The 18,044-nt window shown below is 74.3% G+C and carries 12 protein-coding genes; 4 read left to right on the top strand and 8 right to left on the bottom strand.

The window, feature by feature from the left end:
- Positions 1 to 100 precede the first annotated feature (100 nt).
- From AB0O40_RS34365 to AB0O40_RS34355, 3 genes are all read right to left on the bottom strand, one after another.
- Positions 101 to 1,717, bottom strand: a complete 1,617-nt coding sequence (locus AB0O40_RS34365) for a serine/threonine-protein kinase (RefSeq protein ID WP_365049574.1) — start codon at positions 1,715 to 1,717, stop codon at positions 101 to 103.
- Positions 1,714 to 2,328 carry a hypothetical protein gene (locus AB0O40_RS34360; RefSeq protein ID WP_365049573.1) on the bottom strand — a complete coding sequence of 205 codons (615 nt, stop codon included), beginning with the start codon at positions 2,326 to 2,328 and terminating at the stop codon, positions 1,714 to 1,716. Before AB0O40_RS34360 ends, AB0O40_RS34365 begins: the two co-directional genes overlap by 4 nt.
- Before the next feature lie 225 nt (positions 2,329 to 2,553).
- Positions 2,554 to 3,276 carry an HNH endonuclease family protein gene (locus tag AB0O40_RS34355; RefSeq protein ID WP_365049572.1) on the bottom strand — a complete coding sequence of 241 codons (723 nt, stop codon included), beginning with the start codon at positions 3,274 to 3,276 and terminating at the stop codon, positions 2,554 to 2,556.
- Between the two features lie 110 nt (positions 3,277 to 3,386).
- On the opposite strand from AB0O40_RS34355, the gene AB0O40_RS34350 reads away from it, so the two are divergent.
- Complete coding sequence (locus AB0O40_RS34350) at positions 3,387 to 3,560, top strand: antitoxin (RefSeq protein ID WP_365049571.1); 174 nt, start codon at positions 3,387 to 3,389, stop codon at positions 3,558 to 3,560.
- 81 nt (positions 3,561 to 3,641) lie between these two features.
- Here AB0O40_RS34350 and mfd read toward each other — a convergent pair whose 3' ends face one another.
- Positions 3,642 to 7,172 (bottom strand): transcription-repair coupling factor, encoded by a 3,531-nt coding sequence (mfd, locus tag AB0O40_RS34345; RefSeq protein WP_365049569.1) that lies wholly within the window; start codon positions 7,170 to 7,172, stop codon positions 3,642 to 3,644.
- Positions 7,173 to 7,530: 358 nt separating this feature from the next.
- Between mfd and AB0O40_RS34340 the strand changes: the two genes are divergently transcribed.
- On the top strand, positions 7,531 to 8,979 hold the full coding sequence (locus AB0O40_RS34340) for a DUF2079 domain-containing protein (protein ID WP_365049567.1): 1,449 nt from the start codon (positions 7,531 to 7,533) through the stop codon (positions 8,977 to 8,979).
- A 129-nt stretch (positions 8,980 to 9,108) separates the two neighbouring features.
- On the opposite strand, the gene AB0O40_RS34335 is transcribed toward AB0O40_RS34340, so the two are convergent.
- Both AB0O40_RS34335 and AB0O40_RS34330 read right to left on the bottom strand, forming a co-directional pair.
- Positions 9,109 to 11,682, bottom strand: coding sequence for an FtsX-like permease family protein (locus AB0O40_RS34335; protein ID WP_365049565.1), 2,574 nt, complete (start codon positions 11,680 to 11,682; stop codon positions 9,109 to 9,111).
- On the bottom strand, positions 11,679 to 12,467 hold the full coding sequence (locus tag AB0O40_RS34330; RefSeq protein ID WP_365049563.1) for an ABC transporter ATP-binding protein: 789 nt from the start codon (positions 12,465 to 12,467) through the stop codon (positions 11,679 to 11,681). Before AB0O40_RS34330 ends, AB0O40_RS34335 begins: the two co-directional genes overlap by 4 nt.
- Positions 12,468 to 12,792: 325 nt before the next feature.
- Here AB0O40_RS34330 and AB0O40_RS34325 point away from each other — a divergent pair, with 325 nt between their 5' ends.
- Positions 12,793 to 14,418, top strand: coding sequence for an MDR family MFS transporter (locus AB0O40_RS34325; RefSeq protein WP_365049561.1), 1,626 nt, complete (start codon positions 12,793 to 12,795; stop codon positions 14,416 to 14,418).
- A gap of 123 nt (positions 14,419 to 14,541) precedes the next feature.
- Positions 14,542 to 15,378: a hypothetical protein gene (locus AB0O40_RS34320; protein WP_365049559.1), complete on the top strand. Its 837-nt coding sequence runs from the start codon at positions 14,542 to 14,544 to the stop codon at positions 15,376 to 15,378.
- Between the two features lie 15 nt (positions 15,379 to 15,393).
- Here AB0O40_RS34320 and AB0O40_RS34315 read toward each other — a convergent pair whose 3' ends face one another.
- Positions 15,394 to 16,281 carry a DivIVA domain-containing protein gene (locus tag AB0O40_RS34315; protein WP_365049557.1) on the bottom strand — a complete coding sequence of 296 codons (888 nt, stop codon included), beginning with the start codon at positions 16,279 to 16,281 and terminating at the stop codon, positions 15,394 to 15,396.
- 282 nt (positions 16,282 to 16,563) lie between these two features.
- The coding region (locus AB0O40_RS34310; protein ID WP_365049555.1) for an SUKH-4 family immunity protein at positions 16,564 to 18,044 on the bottom strand (1,481 nt) is incomplete at its 5' end.

Below are 18,044 nucleotides of genomic sequence, written 5' to 3'. Positions count from 1 at the left end.
GGCCCTCGCCCGCGGTGGCGCGGATGCCGAGGAAGTAGCCCAGCTTGATCGGATTGAGGTAGATCTCCCGCACACCAGCCCCCGCCCGACCCCCGCCCGCCTACCGCAGCCCGCCGCCCGGGAAGGGGCCGGGCATGTGGTTGGTGGTCTGGCCGGGGTACTGGACGGGGAGCTGGGCCGGGAGTTGGCCGAGCCACTGGAGGGTGCCGCGGACCTCGGTCGGGAAGGGGTGGTGGGGGCCGTGCAGGCGCTCGGCGTCGAAGAGCAGCCGGGCCAGGGTCTCGTGGGCCGCGGCCCGGTCCCCCAGCGCCAGCAGGAGGTTGCCGATCCGGCGGCGGACCTCCAGGGGCAGCTCGCGGTCGGAGTTGGCGTACTGGTTCTCGAAGTACGGCAGCAGCGAGCGGTACTCGGCGAGCGCGGCGGCCGGTTCGCCGAGCTGTTCCAGGCACTGGGCGACCTCGTAGCGCAGCCGCAGCGACTTGGGCTGGCCGATGCCGGACTCGGCGGCGTACTCGTCGGCCAGCCGGCGCAGTTCGGGCAGCGCCCGGCGGTACTGACCGTCGTCCATCAGCGTGGCGGCGTACTGCTTGCGCAGCGAGCGGACCACGGTCGAGCGCTCGCCGTGCTGGGCCTCGGCGACCGGCAGGATCGCGCCGAGCACGTCCACGGCCTGGGTCAGGCGGCCCTCCCCGAGCAGCCGCTTGACCTCGTCGACGGCGGCGGCCACATCGGCCCGGGCCGGCGCGGAGGCCGGGACCGGGGGCACGGCCGGGACGGCCGGCGCGGGGGCACCGGCCCGGTCGGGCCAGGGGGCGTGCGGCCGCAGGAAGGGCCGGGTCGGGTCCTGGGGCTTCCCGCTGGGCCGGGCGCCGCCGCGGGCGGGCAGCAGCGGCTCCAGGGCCTCGTAGACCTCCTGCGCGGAACCGGGCCGCTCCTGGGGCTCCTTGGCCAGCAGCCGCAGCACCAGCGCCTCCAGCGCGGCCGGCACCTCGGGGCGGGTCCGGCGGACCGGCGCGGGCTGTTCGTAGAGGTGGCCGTGGAGCACGCCGAGGGCGGTGGCGCCGGCGAAGGGGATGGTCCCGGTCAGCAGTTCGTGCAGGACCACGCCGAGGGCGTAGAGGTCGGTGTACGGGCCGACCGCGCCGCCCATGGCCTGCTCGGGGGACATGTAGGCGGGGCTGCCGATGGGCACCCCGACCCGGGTCAGGCGGGTGGTGTCGGCGCTGTCGATGACGGCGGCCACCCCGAGGTCGAGCACGGTGACGGTGCCGTCGGGCCGGACCATGACGTTGCGGGGCTTGAGGTCGCGGTGGACGATCGGCACGGCGTGCACGGCCGAGAGCACCGCGCACAGCTGCGCCGCGACCGAGACCGCCCAGGTCCAGGGGTAGGGGTCGTGGGCGGCGAGGTGGTCGGCGAGGTCGGCGCCCTCGACGTGCTGCATGACCAGGTACAGGTCCTCGCCGTCGCTGCCCGCGTCGTGGACGGTGACCAGGCCCGGGTGGTCGACCTGGGCGGTGACCCGGCACTCGCGGACGAACCGGCGGCGCATCTCCTCGGCCTCGGAGGAGGCCCCGGCGACCTTGTCGGGACGCAGCAGCTTGACCGCCACCCGCCGGTCCAGCCGCTGGTCGTAGCCGGTCCACACCTGGCCCATGCCGCCCTGGCCGAGGACGGTGGTGAGCTGGTACCGGTCCGCGATGACGCGTCCGGTCACCGGCCGGCCTCCGGGCCGTGGCCGGGCCCGTGGCCCTCCTCGCGGCGCAGCAGCTCGCTGAGCTCGTCCAGCTCTGCGCGGACCTGGTCGATGCGGTGCGGCTGGGCCGGGCCGGGGACCGGGGGCTGGCCCTGGCCGGGCACGGGGGTCCGGTCCGGGCCGGGGTAGCCGTACCCGGGCTGCGGCTGCGCCTGCGGGCGGGTCTGGTCGTACGGGCCCGGGTACGGCACCGGGGGCGGGTTCCAGGGCGCGACGGCCGGCTTGGCGTAGTAGGCGATGTCGGCGTAGAGGAACCAGCCCACCGCGGCGATGGCCGAGCTCAGGATGATGACCATCCCGAGGGTGCCGTTGGGGCTGGAGAGGTCGTCCGTCTTGTCCGTGGCCACGAGCGTCAGGGCCAGGGCGGTGGCGACCAGGAAGCCCGCGAAGACCAGCCAGTTGCGCTTGCGGCTGTCGGTGATGGCCACCTTCAGCGGGGCGGTCCAGGCCAGGAACCCGCAGCTGAGCAGCGGCAGGGCCACGAACAGCACGCGCAGGGCGGCCAGCGTCCCGTCACTGGGGCGGTTGACGGGCCGTTGCGGCGGCTGCTGCGGGAAACCGGGGCCGTGCATTGCTGCTCCTGACTGGCCTGGGCGGGGCGGGCGGCGCGGAGGTGCGCGGAATCTGGGACAGGTCAGAGGGTATACACCGGGCCGGGCGGTCCGGCCGGGCTTGTCCCAACCGTTGTGCGGAAGCCGTCGGGCGGGGCCGCGGGCACGGGGTTCCGGACCGGTTCCGGACGGGCCGGCGGCCGGCTCGGCCGGGCGGCCCGGGTGGGTGCCCCGGTGCCCGGCGGGCTACCGGAAGCGGGCCGGCGGGCGGGTCGGGTTGCCGCCGGCCGGCAGCGTCTGGTCGGGGCAGCCGGAGAGGATGCGGCGCATCGCGTCCCGCTCCGCGGCCGTCACCCACAGGCCGTACTTCTTCTTGACGGCCACCTGGGCGGCCACGTACGGGCAGCGGTACTCGCGGTTGTGCGGCAGCCAGCTCGCGGCGTCCCCGTCGCCCTTGCGGCGGTTGGCGGCGGCGTCGACGGCGACCAGGTTGAGCGGGTCGTTGGCGAAGGCGATCCGCTTGCCCTCGTCCCACCTGCGGGCGCCCTTCTGCCAGGCGTCGGAGAGGGCCACCACGTGGTCGACGTCCATGACCGACTGGCCGCGCTCGTAGGCGAGGCGGGCGCCGGTGTAGGGGTCCTTCTGGAGCACGCCCGAGATGACCTTGCAGTCGTCGCCCTTGACCAGGGCGTTGGCGAGGTCGCGCCGGAGGATGTCGTCGCGGGTGTCGCAGCCGTTGCGGTCGGTGTCCAGCCAGGGCGAGCCGAACTCCTCGCGGGCGTACCCCGTCTTCGGGGCCCGGCCCTTGACGGCCAGCGCGTCCACCGCCCGGTACGCCTCGCCGCCGGCCGGGGTGGCCGGCCCGGCCGCGCCGCCCGGGCGCGCGGCGGCGGCGCCGCTCGGCGTACAGCCCGTCAGGGCCAGCACGGGGGCGAGCAGGAGCACGGGGAGAACACGGCGGGGGCGCATGGAACCCAGATCCTAGACCGTGCACGGTCCAGACCAATTCACCCCCTCAGCGAGCGAAACGGGTGAAAGCCGCGTACCGTCGCAAACGGGAACCCGAAAGGAGCCCTCGCATGGGGATTTTCGACAAGGCCAGGGAAATGCTGGGCGGCAAGGGCAAGCAGATGTCCGACGCTGTCGAGCAGGAGGTCAACGAGAGGACCGGCAACAAGTACGCCGACCAGGTCGACAAGGCCCAGCAGGAGGCCGAGAGGCGACTGGGGATCGACGACGACCCCAACAAGTGACGGCCGCTTTCGAGCCCCGACCGCCCGTGGACCACTGAGGTCCACGGGCGGTCGCGTTTCCCGCTCCAGTGGTGCCGGCCGCTACGAGCCCAGGATCTGGGTCAGGAACTCACCCGTCCAAGCCAGGAGTTCGCGGCCGACCAGCGGCTTGCCGCCGATCTTGCCGGTCTTCGGGCGGGGCACGAGGACCTGGGAGGTGGCCGGCTTGAGGAGGGAGCCGGGGTAGAGCCGCTTCAGGCGCAGCTCCTGGGACTCGCGCAACTCCACCGGCCCGAAGCGGATGTTGGTGCCCTGGAGGGTGATGTCGCCGACCCCGCAGGCCCGCGCCAGCATCCGCAGCCCGGCCACCAGCAGGAGGTTCTCCACCGGCTCCGGCAGCTTGCCGTACCGGTCGGTCAGCTCCTCGCGGACCGCCCGCACGTCGTCCTCGGAGGAGGCCGCGGCGATCGCCCGGTAGGCCTGCAGGCGCAGCCGCTCGCCGGGGGCGTAGTCGTGCGGGACGTGCGCGTCCACCGGCAGCTCGATCTTGACCTCCAGCGGCGGCTCCTCCTCCGGCCCGCCCTCCAGGGAGGCCCGGTAGTCCGCCACCGCCTCGCCGACCATCCGGACGTACAGGTCGAAGCCGACGCCGGCGATGTGGCCGGACTGCTCGCCGCCGAGCAGGTTGCCCGCGCCGCGGATCTCCAGGTCCTTCATGGCCACGTACATGCCAGCGCCCATCTCGGTGTGCTGGGCGATGGTGGCCAGGCGCTCGTGCGCGGTCTCGGTGAGGGGCTTCTCCGGCGGGTACAGGAAGTAGGCGTAGCCGCGCTCGCGGCCGCGGCCGACCCGGCCGCGCAGCTGGTGCAGCTGGGAGAGGCCGAAGTTGTCGCCGCGCTCGACGATGAGGGTGTTGGCGTTGGAGATGTCGATGCCCGACTCCACGATCGTGGTGGAGACCAGCACGTCGAACTTCTTCTCCCAGAAGTCGACGACCACCTGCTCCAGCTGGCTCTCGCCCATCTGGCCGTGGGCGGTGGCGATCCGCGCCTCCGGCACGATCTCGCGCAGCCTGGCCGCCGCCCGGTCGATGGACTCGACGCGGTTGTGGATGTAGAAGACCTGGCCCTCGCGCAGGAGTTCGCGGCGGATGGCGGCGCCGATCTGCTTCTGCTCGTACGGCCCGACGAAGGTCAGCACCGGGTGGCGCTCCTCCGGCGGGGTGGTGATGGTCGACATCTCGCGGATGCCGGTGACCGCCATCTCCAGGGTGCGCGGGATCGGGGTGGCGGACATGGTCAGCACGTCCACGTTGGCGCGCAGCTTCTTCAGCTGCTCCTTGTGCTCGACGCCGAAGCGCTGCTCCTCGTCGACGATGACCAGGCCCAGGTCCTTGAACTTGGTCTCGGAGGAGAAGAGGCGGTGGGTGCCGATGACCACGTCCACCGAGCCCTCCTTCAGGCCCTCCAGGGTGGCCTTGGCCTCGGTGTCGGTCTGGAAGCGGGAGAGCGCCTTCACGTTGACCGGGAACTGGCTGTAGCGCTCGGAGAAGGTGCCGAAGTGCTGCTGCACCAGCAGGGTCGTCGGGACCAGGACGGCGACCTGCTTGCCGTCCTGGACGGCCTTGAAGGCCGCCCGGACCGCGATCTCGGTCTTGCCGTAGCCGACGTCGCCGCAGATCAGGCGGTCCATCGGGACCGACTTCTCCATGTCCTCCTTGACCTCGGCGATGGTGGTCAGCTGGTCGGGGGTCTCGGCGTACGGGAAGGCGTCCTCCAGCTCCCGCTGCCAGGGGGTGTCCGGCCCGAAGACGTGGCCGGGGGCCGCCATCCGGGCGCTGTACAGCTTGATGAGGTCGGCGGCGATCTCCTTGACCGCCTTCTTGGCCTTCTGCTTGGTCTTGGTCCAGTCGGCGCCGCCGAGCCGGTGCAGGGTGGGCGCCTCGCCGCCGACGTACTTGGTGACCTGCTCGAGCTGGTCGGTGGGGATGTAGAGGCGGTCCCCGGGCTGGCCGCGCTTGGCGGGCGCGTACTCGACGAGCAGGTACTCGCGGGTGGCGCCCTGGACGGTGCGCTGCACCATCTCGATGTAGCGGCCGACGCCGTGCTGTTCGTGGACGATGTAGTCGCCCGCCTGGAGGGTCAGCGGGTCGATGGTCTTGCGGCGCCGGGCCGGCATCCGGCCCAGGTCCTTGGTGGCGGTGCGCTGCCCGGTCAGGTCCGTCTCGGTCAGCACCGCGAGCTTGAGGCCCGGGTCGACGAAGCCGCTGTCGAGGGAACCGCAGGAGACGTGCACCACGGACGGTTCCACGGCCGCCAGGTCCGCCTCCAGGCGGGCCGCGATGCCCTCGCCGCCCAGCACCTCAACGGTCCGGGAGGCCGGGCCGTGGCCCTCGGTGATGTAGACGGTGCGCCAGCCGTCGGCCAGCCAGCCCTTGGTGTCGGCCAGCGCCCGGGCGGTGTCGCCCCGGTAGCTCTCCGGGGCGTGCATGCCGAGCTTGAGGGTGTCGGAGCCCAGCTCCTCGTCGGCCGCGAAGGGCGACACGGACCACCACATCATGCCCAGCTCGCGGGCCCGGTCGCGGACGTCCGCGATGCCCCACAGGGAGGCCGCGCCCACGTCGATGGGGGCCTCGCCGCCGCCGGCCGTCGCCGCCCAGGACGCGGCGAGGAACTCCTGGCTGGTGGCCACCAGGTCGGTGGCGCGGGTGCGCACCCGCTCGGGGTCGCAGACCAGCGTCATCGACCCCGCGGGGAGCACGTCGAGCAGCAGCTCCATGTCGTCCACGAGCACCGGGGCGAGGGATTCCATGCCTTCGACGGCGATCCCCTCGGCGATCTTGCCGAGCAGTTCGCCGAGCTCGGGGTGGGCCTCGGCCAGCACGGCGGCCCGCTCCCGGACCTCGTCGGTAAGCAGCAGCTCACGGCAGGGCGGGGCCCACAGGCCGTGCTCGGCCACCTCCAGCGAACGCTGGTCGGCGACCTTGAAGTACCGGATCTCCTCGACGTCGTCGCCCCAGAACTCGATCCGGAGCGGGTGCTCCTCGGTGGGCGGGAAGACGTCGAGGATGCCGCCGCGGACGGCGAACTCGCCGCGCTTCTCGACCAGCTCGACCCGGGCGTACGCGGCGGCGGCCAGGGCCTCGGTCACCTTGCCGAGGTCGGCGCTGCCGCCCTGCCGCAGCGCCACCGGCACCAGGTCGCCCAGCCCCTTGACCTGCGGCTGGAGCACCGAGCGGATGGGGGCGACGACCACCGAGACGGGGCCGGCGGCCGGGTCGTCCTTGCTGGGGTGGGCGAGCCGGCGGAGCACCGCGAGGCGGCGGCCGACGGTGTCACTGCGGGGGCTCAGCCGCTCGTGCGGCAGGGTCTCCCAGGACGGGTAGTCCACCACCGTGTCCGGCGGCAGCAGGGAGCGCAGCGCCTGCGCCAGGTCCTCGGCCTCCCGGCCGGTGGCGGTCACGGCCAGCACCGTCCGCTCGGTGCGCCGGGCCAGCGCGGCGACGGCGAAGGGCCGCGCGGCGGGCGGCCCGACCAGGTCCACATGCATCCGGCGGCCGTCGGCGGCGGCGCTGACCGCCTCGCCGAGGGCGGGGTCCTGGATGACGGCGTCGAGCAGACCGTGCAGGCTCATGAAGGAGGCTTTCCGTCCGGGTGTGGCGTGGGTGTCCGTGCAAAAAGGCGCAACGCGAATGACCCGGCACGTGACACGGGCCGGGTGGTGTCCGGCGGGGCCGGCGCCTCCCAGCCTACGTCGGGCCCCCCTCCCCCGCGCGGGGGATTCCGGCCCGCCGCGCACCCGGGCCCGGCCGGGCGCACGGGGGCGCCCTGAAGGAGCGCACCGGGCGCCCCGGCGGGCACGTAAGGTGGCGGGCGGCGGCGGGCGCGCTCCGGGGGAGCGCTGCTCCGGGTGCAACCGGAAGGCCCGCTCCTCCGTCCTCCCGGCCGGAAGAGCACCGCCCCGGCCCGCCGACCACAGGACCCCCGCGATCATGAGCACCCCGCCGCGCACCTCCGCGCCGGCCGCGCCCGGCTGGGCCGCGCCCGGCTTCCGCATACCCCGGCCCCGGTCCCCGCTGGGCGGCCCGGCCGTCCCCGGCCGGGACCGGGGCCCGTACGTGCTGGCCGGGCTGGCCTTCGTCGCGTACGCCCTGCTGTCGGTGCTGCGCTACCGGCGGATGGAGACCCTGTCCTGGGACCTCGGGATCTTCGAGCAGGCGATCAAGGGCTACGCGCACCTCCAGGCGCCGGTCGCGGACCTGAAGGGGCCCGGGGCGCACATCCTCGGCGACCACTTCAGCCCGATCACCGCCCTGCTCGCGCCCTTCTACCGGGTCTTCCCGAGCCCGGTGACGCTGCTGGTGGCGCAGGCGCTGCTGTTCGCGCTCGCGGTGGTGCCGGTGACCCGGGCGGCGAGCGCGCTGCTGGGCCGCAGCCGGGGCCTGGGGATCGGCGTGGCCTTCGCGCTGTCCTGGGGCGTGCAGCGGGCGGTGGACTTCGACTTCCACGAGATCTGCTTCGCGGTGCCGCTGATCGCCTTCTCGCTGGAGGCGGTACTGGCCCGGCGCTGGCGGGCGGCCCTGCTGTGGGCGCTGCCGCTGTGCCTGGTCAAGGAGGACCTGGGCTTCACCGCCGCCGCGCTGGCACTGCTGGTGGCGTACCGGGCGCGCCACCGGTCGCCGCGGGCCGCGGGCTGGGCGCTGGCGGCCGCGGCGGCCGGGGCGGCGGTCGCGGTGCTGGCCTTCACGGTGGTGATCCCGGCCTTCAACAGCGGCGGGGACTACGGCTACTGGGACAAGCTGAGCCAGGGCGGTCCCTTCGACGGGCTGGACACCAAGATCCGCACCCTGCTGTGGCTGCTGCTGCCCACCACCGGGGCGCTGGCGCTGCGCTCCCCGCTGCTGCTGGCCGCGCTGCCGACGATGGGCTGGCGGTTCCTGTCCTCCGAGGACCACTACTGGTCCACCGACTGGCACTACAACGCGGTCCTGATGCCGGTGCTGGCGCTGGCGCTGGCCGAGGCGATCGACCTCTCCCGGCGCAGCCCCCGGCCGTGGCTGCGCTCGTACGCGCTCCAGTTGCCGGCCGCGACGGCCGCCGCGGCCCTCGCGCTGACCGCCTACCTGCCGCTGGCGGCGCTGACGGAGCCGCAGACGTACCGCCGCAGCGAGAAGGTCGCGGCGGCCGAGGAGCTGCTGGCGCGGATCCCGGCCGGGGCGAGCGTGGAGGCGGACGTCGGCCCGATCGCCCGGCTGGTGACGCACCACCGGGTCTTCTGGGTGGGCGACACCAAGGGGATCGTGCCGGACTGGATCGCGCTGAACAACGAGTCGGGCTGGGTGGAGGCCCCGGTCGAGTACGCCGCCAAGCTGCATCCGGGCGCGCGGTTCACGCTGGTGGGCCGGGCCGGCGGGTACGTCCTGCTGAAGCACACGGGCTGACCGGGGCGGCGGGGCCGGAACGCGGCCCGGCCCGGGCGCGCCTGGTGCGGCGCGTCCGGGCCGGGGTCCCCCGTCGGATGTGGTTCACGGGACCGGCCGGTGCGGCCGGTCGGTCAGTCGGTCCCTCGGTCAGTCGGTGGCGATGGCGTTGAGGACGTTCATCCGGCCCGCCCGGAAGGCCGGGACCAGGGCGGCGAAGAGGCCGACGAAGGCCGAGCCCACGAAGACCGTGATGATCGTCGGCCACGGGATCTCCAGGACCTTCATGCCCTCGAGCGCCAGGAGCTGCTGCGCGGAGGCGCCCCAGCCCATGCCCAGCCCGAGGCCCAGCAGGGCGCCGAAGAGGGCGATGACCACCGACTCCAGGCGGATCATCCGGCGCAGCTGGCGGCGGGACAGGCCGATGGCGCGCATCAGGCCGATCTCGCGGGTCCGCTCGACCACCGAGAGGGCCAGGGTGTTCACCACGCCCAGCACCGCGACGATGATCGCGAGGGCCAGCAGGCCGTAGACCATGTTGAGCAGCTGCCCGACCTGGTCCTTGAGGTCCTTCTTGTAGTCGGTCTGGTTGAGCGCCTTGTACTGCGGATAGGCGTCCAGGGCGCTCTTGATGCCGTCGTACGCGCTCTCGCCCTGCCCGTCCTGCGCCTTGGCGAGGAGCATGAAGGGCCGCGGGGTCTTGTCCGCCGGCAGGTACCGCTGGGCGGTGGCCGTGGCGACGTACTTCGCGTCCTTGTCGATGCTGGTGTCGTCGGAGGTGATCGCGGCGACCTTCAGCTGCGCGGTGCGGCCGTCGACGAAGGCGACCTTGAGGGTGTCGCCCAGCTTGACCTTGTGCTTGGCGGCGTAGTCGGAGCCGACGGACATGGCGTTCGTGCCGTAGGCGGCGGCGTGGGTGCCGGCGACCATGGTGCGCTTGACGTCCTCGGCGTAGCTCGGGTCGGTGACGTTGAGCGTCTCCTTGGCCGTGCTGCCGTCGGGGGCGGTGATCCTGGCGTCCACCAGCCGGTAGTCGGTGACGTGCGCCAGGCCCGGGACCTTGCGGAGGGCCTGCTCGGCCTGCGGGAGCACCGGCTGCTCGCTGGTGGGCTGGATGATGAAGTCCGCGCCCACCGAGCGGTCCAGCTCGTCGGTGGCGGAGGCCACCATCGAGGAGCCGACCACCGACAGGCAGGCCACCAGGGCCAGTCCGATCATCAGGGCGGCGGCGGTGGCGCCGGTGCGGCGCGGGTTGCGCAGGGCGTTGCGCTCGGCGAGCCGGCCCACGCTGCCGAAGGGCCGCAGGACGACGCCGGAGAGCAGCCGCACCACGCCGCCGGCCAGCAGCGGGCCGATCACGATGAAGCCGATGAGGCTGAGCACCACGCCGGCGCCCAGGAAGAGCGAGCCCTCGGCGGCCTTGTCGGCGCCGGCGCAGACGACCAGCGCGGCGATGCCGGAGCCGGTGAGCAGGGCACCGACGATGCCGCGGATCCAGCCGGCCTTGCGGTCGCCGGGGGTGCCGGCGTCGCGCAGGGCGGCCATCGGGGAGACCTTGCCGGCCCGGCGGGCGGGCAGGTAGGCGGCGACCACGGTGACCACCACGCCCAGGACCATGCCGGTGACCGGGGTGGTCCAGCGGACCGTCAGGTCGTCGGTGGACAGGTGCATGCCCATCTGGCCCATGAGCTTCATCAGCCCGACGGCCAGGCCGACTCCGGTGCCGACGCCGAGCACCGAGCCGACCACGCCGAGCAGCAGCGCCTCGACCAGGACGGAGCGGTTGACCTGCTCGCGGCCGGCGCCGATGGCGCGCATCAGGCCGATCTCGCGGGTCCGCTGGGCGACCAGCATCGAGAAGGTGTTGAAGATCAGGAAGATGCCGACCAGGAAGGCGATGCCGGCGAAGCCGAGCATCACGTACTTCATGATGTCGAGGAAGGAGCCGACCTGTTCGCGGCCCTCGTCGGCCGCCTCGGCGGCGGTCTGGAGCTTGTAGGTGCCGGCGCCGAGCACGCCGGCGACGTCCTTCTTCAGCTGGTCGTCGGAGACGCCGGCCTTGGCGGTGACGTCGATGTTGGTGAAGAGGTCCGGGCCGCCGAGCAGCCGCTGCTGGGCGGTGGCCGGGTCGAGGTAGACCACCAGCGCACCCGGGTTGGTGACCTTGTAGGTCGCGATGCCGGCGATGGTGACCTTGAAGTCGCCGTCGATGGCGATCACCCGCAGCTGGTCGCCCAGCCCGAGGTGGTGCTTGTCGGCGGTGTCGGAGTCGATCACCGCGTCGGTGGGGCCGCGCGGGGCGTGGCCGGAGCTGATGTCCACCGACTTGAGCTCGCGGTCGCTCCAGGCCGCCGCGATGGTGGGGGCGCCGGAGGACGGGCCCATGTTCTTGTTCTTCGCGTCGACGACCGTGATGGAGGTCGAGATGACCGTGCCCCGGGCGGACTCGACGCCGGGCGCGGTCGCCGCCTTGGCGACCGCGGCGGCCGGGATGGTCTCCGGGCGGCCGGTGGTGGGCGCCTTGCTGGTGTCGAGGTCCTTGGGGCTGACCGTCACGTCGGCGGCGGTGGTGGCGAAGAGCTTGTCGAAGGTGGTGTTCATGGTGTCGGTGAACACCAGCGTGCCGCAGACGAAGCCGACGGAGAGCAGCACCGCGACGGCGGAGAGCGCCATCCGGCCCTTGTGCGCGAGGAAGTTGCGCAGCGAGGTCTTCATGACGGTCATGACGTCCGCCCGCGCGCGTCGAAGTCCTTCATGCGGTCGAGGACCTGGTCGGCGGTGGGCGCGTACATCTCGTCCACGATCCGGCCGTCGGCCAGGTAGAGCACCCGGTCCGCGTAGGAGGCGGCCACCGGGTCGTGGGTGACCATGACGATGGTCTGGCCGAGCTCGTCGACCGAGCGGCGCAGGAAGCCGAGGACCTCGGAGCCGGCGCGGGAGTCGAGGTTTCCGGTGGGCTCGTCACCGAAGATGATCTCGGGCCGGGCGGCGAGCGCCCGGGCCACGGCCACGCGCTGCTGCTGGCCGCCGGAGAGCTGGGTGGGCCGGTGCTTGAGGCGGCCGGCCAGGCCGACGGTCTCCACCACGCGGTTCAGCCACTCCGCGTCGGGCTTGCGGCCCGCGATGTCCATCGGGAGCGTGATGTTCTCGAGGGCGTTGAGCGTGGGGAGCAGGTTGAACGCCTGGAAGATGAAGCCGATGCGGTCCCGGCGGAGCTGGGTGAGCTTCTTGTCCTTCAGGCCGGTGATCTCGGTCTCGTCCAGGTGGATCTGACCGCTGGTCACGGTGTCCAGACCGGCGAGGCAGTGCATCAGCGTGGACTTGCCGGAGCCCGAGGGGCCCATGATCGCGGTGAACTGGCCCCGGGCGATGTCGACGTCGACGTGGTCCAGGGCGACCACGCGGGTCTCGCCGGAGCCGTACGCCTTGACGACCTGACGAGCCCGAGCCGCCACGGCCGTCCGCCCACCCGTACCCCCGTGCTTGGGAATGGTCACAGCCGATGTCACGGTTCTCTCCTCCGTCGGTTCCGCCGACCGTCGAGCCGGCTGTACGAGTCTGTTGCGCGGACGTGCCCGCCGCGCTGGTGCCCGGTGGCGTATCCGTCCGGGGGTTAGCCCCACCCCCCTGGTGGCGCGCTCCCTCGTATGAACCAGTTAAAGACTCGGAATCCCTGCTTCCCTCCTCCGCGAGGACGAACTGTCCCTGCCCCGCACTACGGAGCAACCCCTAGGGGATATCCGCCCGACGGCGGAGGCGGCTCGGGGATTCCACGGGGGCGGGGGGCGATGAGATGGTGTTCGGCGGAGATAGATGCACAGTGAAAGGATCTTGGTGGACGCTGGGGAGAGCACGGGCGGCGACATAGCGGGCGGCGGGACGGCGGGCGGTACGGGCGGCCCGGCGGGGGCGACCGGCGCTCCGAGGGGGAGCCTCGGAGCCGCCCCCGGCGAGACCGGCGGGCCGGACCGGCGGCGGGGGGTGGCCGCGCCCCTCATGCTCGGGATGGCGCTGGTCGCCCTGGACGGCACGATCGTGGCCACCGCCGTCCCCCAGATCGTGGGCGACCTCGGCGGCTTCGCCGTCTTCTCCTGGCTCTTCTCCGGCTACCTGCTCGCGGTCACCGTCACCCTGCCCGTCTACGGCAAGCTCTCCGACACCTTCGGCCGCAAGCCGGTGCTCCTCTTCGGGATGAGCCTCTTCCTGCTCGGCTCCCTGCTGTGCGCGAGCGCCTGGAACATGGCCGCCCTGATCGCCTTCCGGGTCGTCCAGGGGCTGGGCGGCGGCGCCATCCAGGGCACCGTCCAGACCCTGGCCGGCGACCTGTACCCGCTGAAGGAACGCCCCAGGATCCAGGCCCGGCTCTCCACCGTCTGGGCCGTCTCGGCCGTCGCCGGCCCCGCGGTCGGCGGGCTGCTCGCCGCCTACGCCGACTGGCGCTGGATCTTCCTCATCAACGCCCCGATCGGCGCGCTCGCCATCTGGCTGGTGCTCCGCCGGCTCACCGAACCGGCCGGCCCCCGGGCCGCCGACGGCCGGCCGCGCATCGACTGGGCCGGTGCGCTGGGCGTCTTCGCCTGCGGGGGGCTGCTGTTGACCGCCCTCGTCCAGGGCGGGGTGGCCTGGCCCTGGCTCTCCGCGCCCTCGCTGGCCCTGCTCGGCGGCAGCGCCCTGCTGGCCGGGGTGGTGGTCGTGGTGGAACGCCGGGCCGCCGAACCGATCCTGCCCGGCTGGGTGTGGCGGCGCCGCACCATCGCCGCGGTGAACCTCGCGATGGGCGCCCTCGGCCTCCTGATGGTCGCGCCGATGGTCTTCATGCCCACGTACGCCCAGTCCGCCCTGGGGCTGGGGCCGATCGCGGCCGGGCTGGTGATGTCCGTGATGACCCTGAGCTGGCCGGTCAGCGCCGCGCTCAGCCAGCACGTGTACCGCCGGATCGGCTTCCGCAACACCGCCGCGCTCGGGGTCGGGCTGGCCGCCCTGATCCTCTCCTCCTTCCTCTTCCTGCCGCAGCCCGCGCAGCCCTGGCAGCCGGCCCTGATCATGCTGCTGCTGGGCGGGGCGCTCGGGCTCTTCCAACTGCCGCTGGTGGTGGGCGTGCAGTCCACCGTCGAGTGGTCCGAACGCGGCACCACCACCGCCTCGGTGCTCTTCTGCCGGCAGGTCGGGCAGAGCGTGGGGGCGGCCCTCTTCGGCGCCGTCGCCAACGCCACCATCGCCGCCCGGCTCGCCGACGCCCCGGTCGGGGGCCTGCCGGCGCACCTCGACGGCGTGGCCCGGGCCCTGGACGCCCCCGCCGACCTCTCCCCCGGCGCGGCCGCGTACCTGCGCGAGGCGGTGGCCACCGCCGTGGAGTACGTCCACCTCGGCGCGGCGGGCGCCGCCGTCCTGGCCCTGCTGGCCCTCCTCCTGATCGCCCCGCGCCGCTTCCCGGTCCTCCCGGAGCACCGCGACTCCTGAGCCGCGGCGAGGCGGTGCGCCCGCCGTCCGGCGCCGGGGTGCGTTGCGCCGGTACCCGCCCCGGGGGGACCATGGCAGCCGGGGCCGGCGGGGGCGCGGGCGGGGAATCTACGGGGGACAGCGGTGAAGCTGGTCATCACTCTGCTGGGCGGACTGGCCCTGCTCGGGACGGCGTTGACGGTGTGGCGGCGGCCGGGGGTGGTCACCGGCAAGGACGGCCGGATCTCCACCTCCCTGACGCTGGCCTTCGCCTGGACGGTCATCCTGGTGTGGATGCTGCTGGTGCTGCTCGGGTACGCGGTCGCCACCGGCAAGGGCCTGGACTACTTCACCCCGGCGCACGGCCCCGGCCCGCTGTCCGCGCTCAGCCCGACGTACCTGGAACTGCTCGGCGGGCCGTTCGTGGCCGTGGTCGGCGCCAAGGCCGTGGTCGGGGGGCGGCTGAAGACGGGCAGCATGACCAAGGCGCCGAGCCGGGCCGCGGCCCGCTTCCGGGAGGCGATCAGCAGCGACTCGGGCCGCACCGACCTGATGGACCTCCAGTACGTCCTCTTCAACGCGGTGGCGATGCTGTACGTGGTGGTGCTCTTCGCCATGGACGTCGCGCCGGGGCTGCCGAAGCTGCCGTCCGAGGTCTGGCTGCTGACGGCCGCGCCGGCCGGGGCGTACCTGGCCAACAAGGCCACGCCGCGGCCGAATCCGGTGGTCACGGGCGTCACGGTGCAGGACGCGGCGATGGTCATCGAGGGCGGCGGCTTCCCGGAGCACGCCGCGGTGTCGGTGGGCGAGGACCCGCCCCGCGAGGCCACCCTAGAGAAGGGCCGGCTCCGGCTCCCGGCCCCGCGGCTGGAGGCCCCCACCACCGTCGTGGTCACCACCCCGACCGGGCTGCGCAGCGACCCCTTCCCCTACCACCCGGCCCCACCGGCCCTCCCGCCGGCGGCTCCCGCCGGCGCCTGAGGGTCCGGGCGCGGGTCAGCCCTCGGCCGGGGCCCGGCCGGTGAGGGCGGCGAGGCTGTTGCGGATGTGGGTCATGTGGGCGCGCATCTCCTCCTGGGCCTCCTCGTGCTCCCGCAGGATCCGCTCCGTCTCGCGCCCCGTCCGCTCCTCCACCACCCGCGCCCCGGCGATCAGTTCGGCGCCGCGGGCCTCCGCGTCCTCCTGGCCGTGCCGGGCCGCCTCCTCCGCCGCCGCGTAGGAGCGCTTCGCCTCCGCCAGCCGGGCCTGGGCGTACTCCTCCAGCTCGGCGTGGCGGGCGTCCAGTTCGGCGCTCCGCTCCGACAGCTGCCGCTCGGCCGCCTCCCGGCGCTCCACGTGCTCGGCCTCCTGCTCGGCCAGGGCCGCGTCCGCCCGCCGCCGGGTCTCCGCCAGCGCCGCGCCGGCCTCCGCCCGCCACTCCTGCGCGTCGGTGCGCGCGCCCGCCCTGATCTCGTCGGCCTCGCCCTGGGCCCGCAGCAGCCCCTGCCGGGCGCGTACGTCCGTCTGCTCGCGCACCGCCACCGCGTCCTGCCGCGCCAGCTCGGCCACCCGCTCCGCGTGCCCGAAGGCCGCCGCCTGGAGGTCCGCCACGTCCCCGCGGGCCGCGGCCCGGACCTCCTGCGCCTCCTCCTCGACGAGGGCCAGGATCCGCCGGGCCCGCTCGCTGAGGTCGTCGTAGGTCTGCGGGGCCAGCTGCGCCACCACCTCGCGCAGCCGCTCCGCGTCGGCCTCCAGCTGCCGGGCCAGGACCGTCAGCCGGGCGGCGCGCTCCCAGGCCTCGTCGCGGCCCGCGCCCAGCCGGGCGAGGTACCGGTCGACCTGCTCGGTGCGGTAGCCGCGCCCGCGTACGGTCGCGAACCCCTGCTGCGGCACGGCTGCGCTCATCCTGGAAGCCCCTCTCGGCCCGTCGTCGTGGATCCGGAGATCCGGCGGGGTGGAGTCGCGGAGATCCGCTCATAACGCGACACTCCGCCCACCCTTCCGGTCAAGGATGCGGCATTTGCGGCCGGAAGCCGGAACTCGCCGTGCCGAGGAGCCCCCACCGGCGCGGAAACGGAAGCGGCCGGGGCGGGGTCCCCTGGACCCCGCCCCGGCCGTTCACCTCGCACCCTCACCCGACCGGCCGAACCGGCCGCCGGGAACCGGACCCGCGGGCCCGGTCCCGGATCAGATCAGGCCGTCCCACATCTGCTCGAGCAGCACCGACCACCAGCTCTCCGGCGAGGCCAGCGCGGCCCCGTCCAGCGCGGCCAGCTGGGCCTGGAAGTCGACCGTCCAGCGGCCCGCCTGCTCGGGCGTCAGGTGCAGCCGCAGCCGCCACATGTGCCCCAGCATCGCCAGCGAGCGGACGAACTGCGGCAGGCTCGAGTTCACGAACTGCGGCGGCACCGGGCCGCCGCCCGGACCGGCCTCCACCGGCACGGCCACGATGTTCGCGGTCCCGTACTGGACGCACAGCGCCTTGCCGAAGTCGCTGCCCACCACCAGGTACGAGGCCGCGTCCGGGGCCGGCTGCACGCCCCGCTGCCCCGCCAGCTCGGCCAGCGTCGGCACCGGCTGCCCGGGCACCGCCTGGGCCCAGAAGAACGGGCCGACGTCCACCGGCAGACCGGCCACCACCAGCGTCTGCGCCACGATCTCGGGCACGCCCTGGCGGGACACCGCCCGCTGGTCGAAGTGGAAGACGCCCTGCGGGCCGAAGGCACCGGCCAGCTCCTGCCCGATCGCCTCCATCGGGATCGCGGGCAGGGTCTGGATGCCGCCGGGCAGCGGCACGCGCTGCGGCGCCGGCCGGGCCGGGCCGTCCGCGACCTGGTGCAGCTCGCCCTGGTGGGTGAGCAGGTGCCGCATGCCCTGCCGGCGGCCCGCGTGGTCGGTGCCGTACGGCGCGACGGAGGTGATCCGGACCTGGGGCCAGGTCTCCCGGATCATCCGGGCGCAGTAGCCGCCGGGCAGCTCACAGGACTCCAGCTCGGTGTGGAGCTCGAGGACCTGCTGCGCGGGGACGTTCATCGCCCGCAGTTCGTGCAGGATCTGCCACTCCGGGTGCGGGGTGCCGGGCGCCGAGCGGCGGATGATCTGCTGCTCGGAGCCGTCCGGCGCACGGTAGCGGAGCACGGCCTGGTAGCCGGGGCCGACCACCGGCACGCCGGGCGCGGGCTGCGGCGCCGGGTGGGGCACCGGTCCGCCGGCCGGCGGACCGGGCGGCGGCACCGAGCCGGGACCGGCCAGCACCGTCGCGGCGTGCGGGACATCCGACCCGGGAGCGCCCGGGGCACCGGGCGGACCCGGCGGGGGCACCGAGCCCGGACCGGCCAGCACGGTCGCGGCGTGCGCCACGTCACCGCCGGGCGCGCCGGGCGCACCGGGGGCCGCGGGCGGCGGGACCGTCCCCGGCCCGGCCAGCATCGTCGCCGCGTACGGGACGTCGGCCCCGGGCGCACCCGGGGCGCCGGGCGGCGCGGGCGGACCGGGCGGCGGCACCGCACCGGGACCGGCCAGCATCGTGGCCGCGTGCGGTACGTCCGCACCGGACGCGCCCGGCACACCCGGGGCGCCGGGCGGCGCGGGCGGACCGGGCGGCGGCACCACTCCGGGACCGGCCAGCATCGTGGCCGCGTGCGGTACGTCCGCACCGGACGCGCCCG

It is taken from the genome of Streptomyces sp. NPDC089919 (assembly GCF_040684615.1).
Classification (GTDB): Bacteria; Actinomycetota; Actinomycetes; order Streptomycetales; family Streptomycetaceae; genus Streptomyces.
The sequence above is the reverse complement of the archived record's forward strand: the minus strand, read 5'-3'. Positions and strand labels throughout refer to the sequence as shown.